Source organism: Streptomyces poriticola (assembly GCF_036689765.1).
GTDB classification, from domain to species: Bacteria; Actinomycetota; Actinomycetes; order Streptomycetales; family Streptomycetaceae; genus Streptomyces; species Streptomyces poriticola.
Genome location: NZ_JBAGKH010000009.1, coordinates 126,632 through 139,927, shown reverse-complemented (window position 1 = coordinate 139,927; position 13,296 = coordinate 126,632). Strand labels below are relative to the sequence as shown.

Sequence of the window (13,296 nt, the reverse complement as noted above, 5' to 3'; positions counted from 1 at the left end):
CGAGACATGGGAACGAAGACAGTGGACGAGACCGGTGTGAAGACGGATGAGACCAAGGCCGGGCGGGCCGGCGAGGCGGACGAGGCGACCGTGACCGCCGTGACCGCCGACCCCGCCGGGAGGTCCGAAGGCGGCGCCGCCGGGTCGACCGGCCAGGACGGGGCGGACGACCCGGCCGCCGCGGACGCCGCGGACGACGCGGACGTCATGGACGACGCCGACGACCCGGCCGGGGCGGCCGAGTCCGGCGCCGGCGGGCAGCAGAGCCCCACCGGCGTGGGCCAGGGCGCGGGCGCCGTCGTCGCCGCTGCACTCGGCCTCGTCTCGCTGACCGGCAGCTGGATCGGCACCGTGGCCTCCGCCCGCCAGTCGCTCATCGGCCAGCTGGAGAGCACCTCGTCCTCCGACTTCGCCCAGATGATCGAGAAGGGCTACGGCGACGCCTGGCAGGCCACCGCGCTGTGGGGCGGCCTGTTCGCGCTGACCGCCCTGATCGTCGGCGTCGCGGTGCTCGCCCGGCCCGCGTTCGGCGTGCCCGGCCCGCCGCAGGCCCCGTGGATCAAGTCCGTCGCCTGGGCGGGTGTCGCCCTCGGCGTCGTGGGACTGCTCCTGGCGGTCCTGAAGTACACCGGCATCCTGCTGGGACTGCCCTCCACCGGCTGACCCGACCGGACCTCCCGCAAGGGGCCTCGGGGCCCGCGCGCCGGCCCGGCGCGCCCGCCCTGAGGCCCCTTACGCGTATCCGAGCCCTCGTGCGCACCCTCGTGCGCGCGTCTGAGGCCCCTGCCCCCGCCGAAGATGCGGCACCTGCCCGATGCGGCCGGCCCGCTCCGCGGACGAAGGTGGAGACGTCGCAGCACAGCGACACCACGACCGACCGCACAGGAGACCAGCCATGGACGACACGTACGCACTCCGGCTCCACCGCGTCCGCACCGCCGAACTGATCCGCCGGGCCGAGCAGGAGCGGCTGGCCCGCGAGGCCGTCCGCGTCCGCCGCGCCGCCCGCCGCGAAGCGGCACGGCGCACCGCCGAGGCCGAGCACCATACCCGGCGGGACCGCCGGGAGCGGTTCGCCCGGGCCGTATGAGCACGGGCGTGCGGGAGGACGGCCGGGTCGCCGTCCTCCCGAATCCCGTTGCGGCACGGCCGGACCGGCGTGCGATGCTCGGTCCCGTGGAGACCACGTCAGTCAGCCCCGTGTTCGTCGGCCGTATCGAGGAACTGGGCATCCTGCACGAGGCGCTCGCCCGCGCCGCCGGATCGGAACCGCAGGCGCTGCTCCTCGGCGGTGAGGCGGGCGTCGGCAAGACCCGTCTCGTCGAGGAGTTCGCCGCCGCCGCCCGCAGACGCGGTGCCGTCGTCGCCGTCGGCGGCTGCGTCGAGATCGGCGCCGACGGGCTGCCGTTCGCCCCGTTCTCCACCGCCCTGCGCGCCCTGCGCCGCGCCCTGCCCGACGAACTGGCCGCCGCCGCCGAGGGCCAGGAGGAGGAACTCGCCCGGCTGCTGCCCGAACTGGCCGACGCCCCGGTCGCCGCCACCGGCCACGGCCGGCCCGACGAGGAGGGCCTGGCCCGCCTCTTCGAACTGACCACCCGCCTGCTGGAACGGACCGCCGCCCGCCGCCCGGTGGTCCTCGTCCTGGAGGATCTGCACTGGTCCGACACCTCCACCCGGCACCTGCTCGCCTACCTGCTGCGCACCCTGCGCACCGGCCGCCTCGTCGTGCTCGCGACCTACCGCTCCGACGACATCCACCGCCGCCACCCGCTGCGCCCCCTCCTCGCCGAGCTGGACCGGCTGCGCACCGTCCGCCGTATCGAACTCGACCGCTTCACCCGCGACGAGGTGGCCCGCCAGATAGCCGGCATCCTCGCCCGCGAGCCCGAGCGGATCCAGGTCGACGACATCTTCGAACGGTCCGACGGCAACGCCTTCTTCGTCGAGGAACTCGCCGTCGCCGCACACCAGGGCTGCCGTTGCGGCCTCACCGAATCCCTGCGCGACCTGCTCCTGGTCCGTCTCGAGGCGCTCCCCGAGACCGCGCAGCGGGTCGCCCGGATCGTCGCCGAGGGCGGCACCACGGTCGAGTACCGGCTGCTCGCCGCGGTCGCCGGGCTCGCCGAGGACGACCTCATCGAGGCCCTGCGCGCCGCCGTGAACGCCAACCTCCTGCTGCCCGCCCCCGAAGGCGACGGCTACCGCTTCCGGCACTCCCTGGTCCGTGAGGCCGTCGCCGACGACCTGCTGCCCGGCGAACGCTCCCGCCTCAACCGCCGCTGCGCCGAGGCCCTCGACGCCGATCCGACACTGGTCCCGGAGGCCGAGCGCGTCATGCGGCTGGCGAGCTACTGGTACCACGCCCACGACCCCGCCCGGGCCCTGCCGGCCGTGCTGGACGCCGCCGTCGAGGCCCGCCGCCGCCATGCCCACGCCGAGCAACTGCGGCTGCTGGAACGGGCGATGGAGCTGTGGGACTCCGTGCCCGGGGAGCTGCGGACGCAGCTGCGGCGCACGGACTGCCCCGAGGCCTACCCGGTCGTCAGCCGCCGGACCGGCCCGCTGCGCTGTCTGGACCTGATGGCCCAGGCCGTCTTCGCCGGGCGGCTGAGCGGGGAGCGGGAGCGCGCCCTGCGGATCACCCGGCGGGCGCTGGACCTGCTGGAGGAGGACCCGGATCCGCTGTGTGCCGCCTGGTTCTGGACCCAGCGCTCGGTACTGGCCGAGGCCCAGGCCCGCGGCGACGGCCGGCGGGAGCTGGACCGGGCCCAGGAGCTGGTCCGCGGCCTGCCGCCGTCCGAGGTGCACGCGGAGGTGCTGGCGATCGCCGCGGGCTGGGCGATGCTGCACAACCCCGGCCCCGAGGCCGTCACCGCCGCCGAACGGGCCGTGGAGTTCGCCCGTATGGTCGGCGCCGCCGACATCGAGCTCGACGCACGGCTCACCCTCGGCGGCCTGATGGTGGACGCGGGCCACATCGAGGCCGGGGTCGCCGAGATGTACGAGGTCAAGGAGTTGGCGCTGGCACAGGGCCGGTCCACCGTGGCCGCCCGCAGCCATGTCAATCTGCCCTCGGTGCTCGAGGGCATCGGCCGTTCCGAGGAAGCGGTCGGCATCCTGCGCGAGGGCCTCGACCACACGCGGCGGACGGGGCTGCGCGAGTCCGAGGCCTGGGTGTGGGGCAACCTCGCCGAGTCGCTGATCTCCCTGGGCCGCTGGGACGAGGCGCTCCAGGCCGCCGACCGCGCCGGCACGAGCCGCGCCGCCCAGTCCCGCAGCGGCGCCTGCGCCAAGAGCACCTGGATCGCGCTGGGCCGCGGCGATGTCTCCGAGGCCGCCCGGCAACTGGCCGAGGCCCGCGCCGTTCACGGGCCCCACGACCCCATGCCCCAGTACCGCGTCCCGCTCGCCGCCCTCACCCTCTCCATCGCCGCCGCCGAGGGCCGCCTGGACGACGCCCGCGCGGAGCTGGGCCGCGCCCTGGACGCCGGCTTCCCGCCGGGCACCCAGCGCTATGCCTGGCCGCTGCTGGTGGCCGCCGCCGAGACCGAGGCCGACGCGCTCGGCCGGCCCGGCGCCGAGCAGGGCCGCGCCGAGGTGCTCGACCGGCTGCGCGAGGCCGCGCACTCCCTCACCACGGGCGTCCCGCTCTGGCTCGCCCACGACAGATGGGTCCGCGCCGAGCTGCGGCGCGCCGAGGGGCGGGACACCCCGGAGCTCTGGTCGGAGGCGGTGACGGCCTTCGAGGCCCTGGAGCGGCCGTACGAGCTCGCGCGGGTGCGGTTCCGGCTGGCCGCGTCGCTGCTCGCGGCGGGCGCCGAGCAGGACCGGGACCGGGCCACGGAACTGCTCCGGCTCGCCCACGCCGTCGCCGGGCACCTCGGTGCCCGCCCGCTCGCCACCGCGGCCACCCGGCTCGCCCAGCGCGCCCGGCTCCCCCTCCACACCGGCCCCGCGCCCACCGCCGCACCCGCCGATCCGGCCGAGGCGCTCGGCCTGACCGGCCGGGAGCGGGACGTGCTGCGGCTGGTCGCCGACGGCCACACCAACCGGCGCATCGCCGAGGAGCTGTTCATCTCCCCGAAGACGGCCAGCGTCCATGTCTCCAACATCCTGGCCAAGCTCGGCGTCGCCGGTCGCGGCGAGGCGGCGGCGATGGCGCACCGCATGGGGCTGTTCCGGGTGGGGGCGGCCGACGGATGAGCCGCGCACTCGGTCTGCCGGCGTGCCTGGGGCCGGCCGGGCGGGTCGTGTGTCGGGTCGGTGGGTGTGCCGGGGGCGGGCCGGAGCCGGGCGCGCGCCCGGCTCGTCGGCGTGCCCGGTATCGGCCGGCCCGGGCGCGTGCTCAGCCCGCCGCGGCGCCGAACCAGCGCGGCAGCCGGCCGAGCAGCTCCTGCTGGTCGTCGCCGGCCCACGCCACATGCCCGTCGGGCCGCAGCAGCACGGCGGGTACGTCCAGCTCCTCGCTGACGTCCACCACGTGGTCGACCCGGTCCGCCCAGCCCGCCGCCGACAGCCGCCCGGTCTGGTCCAGCAGCAGGCCGCGACCGCGGTGCATCAGCTCGTACAGCCGCCCTCGCTCGAGCTGCACGTCCCGCAGCCGCCGGCCGAGCAACTCGTGCCCCTCGCCGAAGTCGTAGCGCACCGCGATCGCAGTGATCTTCTCGATCAGGTACCGGTTCACCTCCTCGAACTCCATCAGCTCGGCCACCAGCCGGCGCACCGCCTGCGCCCCCGGCTCGGTCGACAGCAGCTCCATCTGCGCGCGGGTGTTGTCCAGCACGGCGGCAGCCACCGGATGCCGCTCGGTGTGGTAGCTGTCCAGCAGTCCCGCCGGGGCCCGGCCGCCCACCTCGGCGGCGAGCTTCCAGCCCAGGTTGAACGCGTCCTGGAGGCCCAGGTTGAGGCCCTGGCCGCCGGTCGGCGGATGGATGTGCGCCGCGTCGCCGGCCAGCAGCACCCGGCCGGTCCGGTAGCGCTCCGCGAGCCGGGTGGCGTCGCCGAAGCGGGACAGCCGGCGCGGAGAGTGCACACCGAAGTCCGTGCCCGCGACGGCCCGCAGCCGCCGCTTGAAGTCCTCCAGGGTCGGCGGCACCGCCCGGTCCTCGGCCACCCCCTCGGCGGGCACGATGACCCGGAACATCCCGTCCCCGAGCGGCATGGCGCCGAACCGCTTCTGGGTCCTGCGGACCTCGGTGATCACCGCGGCCATCTCCTCCTGCGGCGCGGTCACCGCCATCTCGCCCAGCAGCGTCTCGACCCGGGTGGGCTCGCCGGGGAACCCGACGCCCAGCAGCCGGCGCACCGTGCTGCGCCCGCCGTCGCAGCCGACGAGATAGCGCGAGCGCCACCGCGTGCCGTCGGCCAGTTCGGCCGTCACCCCCGCCTCGTCCTGGCTCAGCCCGACCAGTGCGCAGCCGCGCCGGATCTCGGCACCGAGCTCCTCGGCGTGCTCGGTCAGCAGCCGCTCGGTCTCCGTCTGCGGGATGGCGAGGACGTACGAGTGCGCGGTGTCCAGCCGGTCCGGCCAGGTGCCGCCGATGCCGGCGAAGAAGCCGCCGGTCGCGAACTTCTGGCCGACGGCGAGGAAGCGGTCCAGCAGTCCGCGCTGGTCCATCAGCTCGACGCTGCGTGCGTGCAGACCGAGCGCACGGGACTGTCCGGTGGGCCGGGCCAGCTGTTCCAGTACGACGGTCCGCACCCCGGCCAGCCGCAGCTCTGCGGCGAGCATCATGCCGGTCGGTCCACCGCCGACGATCACCACGTCGATCATCACAGCCCCGTTTCTGCAGGTTATGGCTTCGGCGGGCGATTCTGGGGCATACCCGGGGCCTTGCCGCAAGGCCCCCCATGCGCTATATCTTGAGAGTGGCAAGGAACAGATGACGTCCTTGCCCTTTTTCTTTTTTGCGGTTTTCTTCTGCGGCTGATCGGACGGACACCTCTGACATGTTCAACGCCCTCGAAGAACTCTTCGCCCCCGGCCGCAAGCACACCCGCGACGAGCAGAAGCGGCTGGAGCTGACCCGTGTGGACATAGGCGACGGCGACCCCGGACGCGGGCCGATAGACCTCACGTCCGGGAAGGTCGTCGTCCGCCGCACCCCGAAGCCGCACCCGCAGGAACCCGGCGACGGCTGAGCCTGATCCGCGACGGCTGATCCGGGACGCCCGATCCGGGACGGCTGAGCGGCACCGGCTAGCGCACCCTCAGCTCCAGGATCCTGTCGTCGCCCTCCCGCGGGTCACCGCGGCCGTCGCTGTTGCTGGTCACCAGCCACAGCCGGTCCTCGCCCGCCGCCACCACTGTGCGCAGCCGGCCGTACTCGCCCGTCAGGAAGGCCTGCGGCTCCGCCGCCGCCTCGGTGCCGTCCAGCGGGACGCGCCACAGCCGTGCGCCGCGCAGGCCCGCCATCCAGACGGAGCCCTCGGCGTAGGCGATGCCGCTGGGGGACGCCACGTCGGTGCCCCACTGCTCGACCGGGTCGTGGAACGCGCCGTCGTCGGACCGGCCCTCCGCCTCGGGCCAGCCGTAGTTGTCCCCCGGCTTGATCGCGTTCAGCTCGTCCCAGGTGTTCTGGCCGAACTCCGAGGCGAACAGCCGCTGCCGGGAGTCCCAGGCCAGACCCTGCACATTGCGGTGGCCGTAGGAGTACACGGGGGAGTCCGGGAACGGGTTGCCGGGCGCCGGCTCGCCGTCCGGGGTGAGCCGGAGGATCTTGCCGCCCGTGGAGTCCCGGTCCTGGGACAGCCCGGTGTCCCCGCTCTCGCCCGTGCCGACGTACAGCATCCCGTCCGGGCCGAAGGCGATCCGGCCGCCGTTGTGGATGACGCCCTTGGGGATGCCCCGGAAGACCGTGTCCGGCGCGCCCAGTTGCTCACCGGCGGGCTCGTCGGCGTCGTACAGCATCCGGACGATGCGGTTGTCCGAGGCCGAGGTGAAGTAGGCGTAGACCATCCGGTCCGAGGCGTGGTCCGGCGAGAGCGCGAGCCCCATCAGGCCGCCCTCCCCGGCCGGCGCCACCCCGGGCACCTCGCCCAGGACGGTCTTCTCGCCGTTCTCCCCGTCGATCCGGGTGATCGTCGCCCGGTCCCGGGAGGAGACGAGGAGATCGCCCTCGGGCAGCGGCGCCAGACCCCAGGGGCTTTCCAGACCCGTGGCGACCGTCCGGACCACCTCCACCGAGCCCGTCGCGGGCGGCGTCTCCTCGGCACCGGGTCGCGACGGCGACGACTGAGCGGCCGTACGGCCGGGTGAGGCACCGGCGTCCTCGCCGGCCGCTCCGCCTCCGTCGTCGGAGGAGCAGCCGGCCGTCAGCACCAGCACGGCGGCGGCCAACACGGCCGTCACGGCTCGACGTTGCACGATCATGGTCCCTTCGACGCGGCGGCCTTCGCTGTCACCAGTTCCTACTCCGCCGGCGCCCCACAAGTTCCCGGTACGCCGACACCGAACCGTCGCACCGCCCCCGACCGGTCCCCGGCCCTCAGTCCCAGGAGCCCAGCGCCGCAGGCAGCGCGCCCACCTCGGCCAGATCCCGCTCGGTCAGCCGCAGCGCGGCCGCCCCGGCGTTCTCCGCCACCCAGCGCTCCCGCTTCGCGCCCGGCACCGGCACCACCTGGCCGCCCTGCGCCAGCACCCACGCCAGCGCCACCTGCGCCGGGGTGACCCCGTCACCGTGCCGGGCGGCGATCCGGCGCAGGCCCGCGACGACGGGCTGGTTCGCGGCCATCATCTCGGCAGTGAAGCGCGGGTGCCGCGCGCGCGGATCGTCCGGTTCGAAGCCCTCGCCGGGCGTCAGCGTGCCGGTCAGAAAGCCGTTTCCGAGCGGCATCGCGGCCAGGAACCCGACACCGCGCGTCGCGCACCACGGCAGCAGCGCCCGCAGCGCCTCCGGCGACCACACCGACAGCTCGGCCTGCACCGCGCTCACCGGGAAGACCTGCTGCACCCGCTCCAGCTGCCGGATCGTCGCGTCGTGCAGCCGCGCCCCGGTCCGCCGCCCCGCCCGCGCCCCCACCGCGGACAGCCCGAGCGCCCGCACCTTCCCGGCGCGGACCAGCTCCGCCATCGCGCCCCAGGTCTCCTCCACCGGCACCTCGGGGTCGGCCCGGTGCAGCTGATAGAGGTCGATGACATCCGTCTGCAGCCGGCGCAGCGACGCGTCGCAGGCCCTGCGCACATACCCGGGGCGGCCGTTCGCCACGATGTGCTGCTCCCCGACCAGCAGACCCACCTTCGTCGACACGAAGGCATCGCCGCGCCGCTCCTTCAGCACCCGCCCCACCAGCAGCTCGTTCTTGAACGGGCCGTACATGTCGGCCGTGTCCAGCAGGGAGCAGCCCAGGTCGAGCGCCCGGTGCACCGCCCGGAGCGACTCGTCGCCCCGCTGCCGCGACGTGCTGTACGCCCAGCTCATGGGCATGCACCCCAGTCCCACGGCCCCCACCGCGAGCGCCGCCGCGCCGATCGTCCTGCGCTCCACCTGCTCGTGACCCTCCCTCGCCAGGCCGTGTCCGGGCCTGCGGCCCGCCCCAACCTAACCTCTGCCGTTCCACGACCCTGACATAGCCTCCTGGCATGACTGCTGACGTGTGGCTGCCCATCCCGCCGGAGGAGATCGAGGGGCTTCCGGACGGGCTCGAGTACCGGTTCTGGGACGGGGGCGAGGACGGGGAGCAGGAGTTCCCCGGCGACCCCGCCGACTGCGCTTTCTACGTCGTGCCCTACATGAAGCGTTACCCGGTAAAGGTCAGACCCCTGGCGCAGCTGCGCAACGTGCGGGTGATCCAGACGCTCACGGCCGGTGTAGACGACGTCATGGGGCAGCTGCCGGCGGTGCCGCCGGGCGTGCGGCTGTGCAACGCGCGCGGGGTGCACGAGTCCAGCACGGCCGAGTTCGCGCTCGCTCTCATCCTCGCCTCGCTGCGCGGGATACCCGGGTTCGTCCGCGCCCAGCAGGAGGAGCGCTGGCGGAGCGCATTCCATCCGGCGCTGGCCGACCGGTCGGTGCTGATCGTCGGCTACGGGGCGATCGGCTCGGCGATCGAGGACCGGCTCACCCCCTTCGAGGTCGCGCGGGTGGCGCGCGTCGCGCGCTCTGCGCGCACCACGGCGCGCGGGCCGGTGCATCCGCTCACCGATCTGCCCGGTCTGCTGCCCGAGGCGGACGTCGTCGTCCTCTCCACCCCGCTCACGGACGCCACCCGCGGACTGGTGGACGCCGAGTTCCTGGGCCGCATGAAGGACGGCGCACTGCTCGTGAACGTCGCCCGGGGACCGGTCGTCGACACCAAGGCGCTGCTCGCCGAGCTGGAGAGCGGACGCATCACCGCGGCCCTGGACGTCACCGATCCCGAGCCGCTGCCCCCGGCCCATCCGCTGTGGCGGGCGCCCGGCCTGCTGATCAGCCCTCATGTGGGCGGCCCCTCGTCGGCCTTCCTGCCGCGTGCCAAGCGGCTGCTGACCGATCAGTTGCGGCGATTCGTGAACCGGGAGCCGCTGCGCAACGTGGTCCTCACGACGGGTGCGTCCGACGCCTGAGCCGCCCCGCCCCCGGTCCCGGGACCCAGGGACCGGGGCCCGGCGGGTGGCCGGAGCCTCCGGCGCACGGGGCCGCGGCCGGGTGCGCGCGGGCGCACCCGTCGCACCGGCGAAATCCGCTTCCGGCACCCTCCGCAGTCCTGCAAAAGCGGTGGGTACCGGCATACTCCCTGGTCGTCACGGAGAGTAGAGAACCTATGTCCCTGAGTGACGAGACTGGTGTATCGTCCCGACAGGGGCTGCGCCGCGCACCGTTCGGCGCCGGGGACGGACATCTGAGACTGCGAGGGGGGCGACGGGCGATGCACGGCCTATGGACGAACGATCCGACGCGGCGGAGCCGCCGACGGCGGCCCTGGCGCACGGCCGCGCGCAGGCGCGGCCACCACGACCACCACAGCCATCACCAGCGGAGGCGGAGCAGCCGCCGGGGGCATGCCCACCCAGCGCACCGGGACCGGCCGGACCGGGGGCCGACGCGGACCGGGGGGACCCGGTGACGCCGCCTTCCGTACCCACACTCGACGCGGCGCTGCGCGCCCGGCCGGCACCGGGGCCGCTGACACCCGGCCCGGCGGCAGGTCCCGGGGGTCCGAGCCTGGCCCGCCCGCTGCTGCTGGCCCTGGTCTGCGCGGCGTACGCCGTCGGCTCCGCGCTGGGCTGGGGCTCGGCGGAGCTCGCGATGGTCATGGGGGACTTCGGGCTGGCCGCCGCCGCGGGGGCCGCCGCGGTGTCCTGCTTCCTCTACGCCCGCCGCCGCCGTGCCCGTTTCCGGCCCGCCTGGCTGCTGTTCGCGCTCTCCTCGGCCATGGCGGCCCTGGGCAACGCGGTCTGGGGGTGGTACGAGGTCGTCCTGGACCGCCCCGTGCCCAGCCCCAGCTACGCGGACCTGTTCTTCCTGTGCTTCGCGCCACCTGCCATCGTCGGGCTGCTGGTCTTCGCCAAACGGCCCGTGACCAAGGCCGGTTGGGTCTGCCTCGGCCTGGACGCCTGGCTGATCGGCGGCTCGCTGCTGACGCTGGCCTGGAGCCTGGCACTGGCCCAGGCCGCCCGCGCCGACGGGCCCGGAGTGGCCCACACCGCGCTGTCACTGGCGTATCCGCTGCTCGACATCGCTCTGGTCAGCATGGTGCTCGCACTGCACTTCCGGCGCACACCCGTGTGCCGGTCCGCGGTGAACACCGCGATCGGCGGGCTCGCTCTGACGGTGATGTGCGACGCCCTGTTCACCTCGCCGCTGCTGAACAGCAGCTACAGCTCCGGCCAGCTGCTGGACGCGGGCTGGTTCGCCGGCTCGCTGCTGCTGGCCTACGCCCCCTGGGCCGCGCCCCGCCGCCACGGGCAGGCCCGGGCGGAGGCGACGGGCGGGCACACCCGCGTGGTGCACGAGCATGTGCCCGGACTGCGCAGCGGGCCCCGGCCCCCCGCGCCCCCGCCCGGCGGCGCGGAGCACAGCCGCTACCCGGCCGCCCGCCCCATCGCCGGGTCGCTGGCCGCGCTCACGCCCTACCTCGCCGCCGCGGTCTGCACCCTGGGGATCCTCTACAACGTCCTGAACGGCCGCAGCGTCGACCGCGTGGTGCTGCTGACCGGCGGCACCGTGGTGCTCGCACTCGTCGTCCGCCAGGGCATCATGCTGCTCGACAACATCACCCTCACCCAGGAACTGGCCCAGAAGGAGAACCACTTCCGCTCCCTGGTGCAGGGCTCCAGCGACGTCATCATGATCGCCGCGCCCAGCGGGGTGCTGCGTTACGTCTCCCCGGCCGCCGCCGGGGTCTACGGCCGCCCGGCCGAGGAGCTCGTGGGCAGTGAACTGGCCGGGCTCATCCACCCGGAGGACCTCGGCTGCGTGGTCCACGAGGTGCGCCGCTTCCTCGCCGCCGACCCGGTCGAGGAGCCGACCACCCGTATCGAGTGCCGCTTCCGCTCCGGCGAGGGAGGCTGGCTCAACGTCGAGTCCACAGTCAACCGCCACCACGGCGGCCTCATCTTCAACAGCCGCGACGTCACCGAGCGCGTCCGCCTCCAGGCGCAGCTCCAGCACAACGCCGAGCACGACCCGCTCACCGACCTGCCCAACCGGGCCCTGTTCACCAAGCGGGTCCAGCAGGCCCTGTCCGGGCGCCGCGCCTCGGACCGGGGAGCCGCCCTGCGGGGCACCGCGGTCCTCTTCATCGACCTCGACGGCTTCAAGGCCGTCAACGACACCATCGGGCACCAGGCCGGGGACGAGCTGCTGGTCCAGGCCGCCCGCAGACTCCAGGAGGCGGTCCGGAAGGGCGACACCGCCGCCCGGCTGGGCGGCGACGAATTCGCCGCACTGATCGCCGGGGACGGCGCCCGGGACCGGGCCGCCCGCGAGCGGCACATCCTGGAGCTCGCCGACCGCCTCAGAGTGGCGCTGTCACAGCCGTACCTCATCGACGGCAACGATGTCCGGGTCAACGCCTCCATCGGCGTCGCCTTCGCCGAGCCGGGCCTCGGTGCGGGCGAGCTGCTGCGCAACGCCGACCTGGCGATGTACCGCGCCAAGGCGGGCGGCAAGGGCCGCGTGGAGCTGTACCGGCCGCAGATGCAGCAGGACGTGGTCCGCAAGGCCGAGCTGGCCACCCGGCTGCGGGCCGCGCTGCACGACGGCGAGTTCGCCCTGCTCCACCAGCCGGTGGTGTGCCTGGAGGACGGCCGGATCACCTCCGTCTGCGCCCAGGCGCGCTGGCGCTCCTCGCAGGGCGTGCTGTTCACCCCCGCCGAGTTCCTGCGGGTGGCCGACGACAGCGACCGGACCGCCGAGCTCGACCGGTGGATTCTCCACGAGGCGGTCGAGCAGGCCGCCGAACGGACCGCGAGCGGCCTCACCGTGCCCGTGGCCGTCCGTATGCGCGCCCGCCGGCTGCTGGACCGCTCGATGCCGCTGGGCTCGGTGGAGGCCCTGCTCACCCGGCACGGGCTGCCGACCGGCGCCCTGGTGATCGAGCTGTCGGACACCGACCCCCGGCTCGGCCTGGACGAGCTGGAGCGCCGGCTGAACGCGCTCAAGCGGGTGGGCGTACGGATCGCGCTGGACGGCTTCGGCAGCGGCCATGCGGCGATCACGGCGCTGCGGCGGCTCCCGGTCGACGTGCTGAAGCTGGACCGCAGCCTGGTCGAGGGCGTCGTCGAGTCGGCACGCCTGCACAAGATCACCAGCGGTCTGCTGCGCATCGCCACCGATCTCGGGCTGGCCTCCGTGGCCGACGGGGTGGACCGGCCCGAGCAGGTCGTCGCCCTGCGTGCGATGGGCTGCACCCACGGGCAGGGCATGGCCTTCTCCGGGCCGCTGGACGAGTACCGGCTGCGCCGGTCCCTGGGCTCCGGCCGTTTCCCGGTGCCGCACGGCCCGGCCGAACCGGCGTTCGCCGCCGGCGCCGCAGCCGCCGGCACCACCTCCGGCGGTGTGTACGCCGGAGGGGTGACCAACGGGGTGCCGAACGGTGTGTCCAAAGGGGTGACCAGCGGTGTCGCCAGTGGAGTTCCGGCCGTTCTCGGAGGTGGCACGGTACTGCGCTCACATAATGAGACTCCCGTCCCACCCACTTGACAGTGGGTGCGTGCCGGGGGGAGGGTCAGTGCCATGCGCACCCGAATTCTCGTACTTGGACAGCGCGTCGGCTGAAGCTGGTGACATCCGGACCGACCCGGAAGCCCAGCGACCCCCACCCGGCGCGCTCCCCTCGCTTGCCTGACGGCAAGGAGGGGTTTTTTGTTGCACA

Annotated in this window: 9 protein-coding genes; 6 read left to right on the top strand and 3 right to left on the bottom strand. The window is 74.5% G+C overall.

Annotation, left to right across the window (positions count from 1 at the left end):
• Window positions 1-6: 6 nt before the first annotated feature.
• From V5O46_RS15875 to V5O46_RS15865, 3 genes are all read left to right on the top strand, one after another.
• Window positions 7-663, top strand: coding sequence for a hypothetical protein (locus tag V5O46_RS15875; RefSeq protein ID WP_332885242.1), 657 nt, complete (start codon window positions 7-9; stop codon window positions 661-663).
• A 232-nt stretch (window positions 664-895) separates the two neighbouring features.
• Complete coding sequence (locus tag V5O46_RS15870) at window positions 896-1,090, top strand: hypothetical protein (protein WP_332885241.1); 195 nt, start codon at window positions 896-898, stop codon at window positions 1,088-1,090.
• Between the two features lie 74 nt (window positions 1,091-1,164).
• Complete coding sequence (locus V5O46_RS15865) at window positions 1,165-4,203, top strand: helix-turn-helix transcriptional regulator (protein WP_332885279.1); 3,039 nt, start codon at window positions 1,165-1,167, stop codon at window positions 4,201-4,203.
• 142 nt (window positions 4,204-4,345) lie between these two features.
• On the opposite strand, the gene rox is transcribed toward V5O46_RS15865, so the two are convergent.
• Window positions 4,346-5,773, bottom strand: a complete 1,428-nt coding sequence (gene rox, locus V5O46_RS15860) for a rifampin monooxygenase (RefSeq protein WP_332885240.1) — start codon at window positions 5,771-5,773, stop codon at window positions 4,346-4,348.
• A 176-nt stretch (window positions 5,774-5,949) separates the two neighbouring features.
• Here rox and V5O46_RS15855 point away from each other — a divergent pair, with 176 nt between their 5' ends.
• Window positions 5,950-6,141 carry a DUF6191 domain-containing protein gene (locus tag V5O46_RS15855; RefSeq protein WP_332885239.1) on the top strand — a complete coding sequence of 64 codons (192 nt, stop codon included), beginning with the start codon at window positions 5,950-5,952 and terminating at the stop codon, window positions 6,139-6,141.
• A gap of 58 nt (window positions 6,142-6,199) precedes the next feature.
• Here V5O46_RS15855 and V5O46_RS15850 read toward each other — a convergent pair whose 3' ends face one another.
• Window positions 6,200-7,372, bottom strand: coding sequence for a PQQ-dependent sugar dehydrogenase (locus V5O46_RS15850; protein ID WP_332885238.1), 1,173 nt, complete (start codon window positions 7,370-7,372; stop codon window positions 6,200-6,202).
• Between the two features lie 115 nt (window positions 7,373-7,487).
• The gene (locus V5O46_RS15845) at window positions 7,488-8,486 is read right to left on the bottom strand and encodes an aldo/keto reductase (protein WP_332885237.1); all 999 of its coding nucleotides are present in this window, start codon (window positions 8,484-8,486) and stop codon (window positions 7,488-7,490) included.
• A gap of 95 nt (window positions 8,487-8,581) precedes the next feature.
• On the opposite strand from V5O46_RS15845, the gene V5O46_RS15840 reads away from it, so the two are divergent.
• Window positions 8,582-9,544, top strand: coding sequence for a 2-hydroxyacid dehydrogenase (locus V5O46_RS15840; RefSeq protein WP_332885236.1), 963 nt, complete (start codon window positions 8,582-8,584; stop codon window positions 9,542-9,544).
• Between the two features lie 496 nt (window positions 9,545-10,040).
• Window positions 10,041-13,124: a putative bifunctional diguanylate cyclase/phosphodiesterase gene (locus V5O46_RS15835; RefSeq protein ID WP_332885235.1), complete on the top strand. Its 3,084-nt coding sequence runs from the start codon at window positions 10,041-10,043 to the stop codon at window positions 13,122-13,124.
• The last annotated feature ends 172 nt before the right edge of the window (window positions 13,125-13,296 follow it).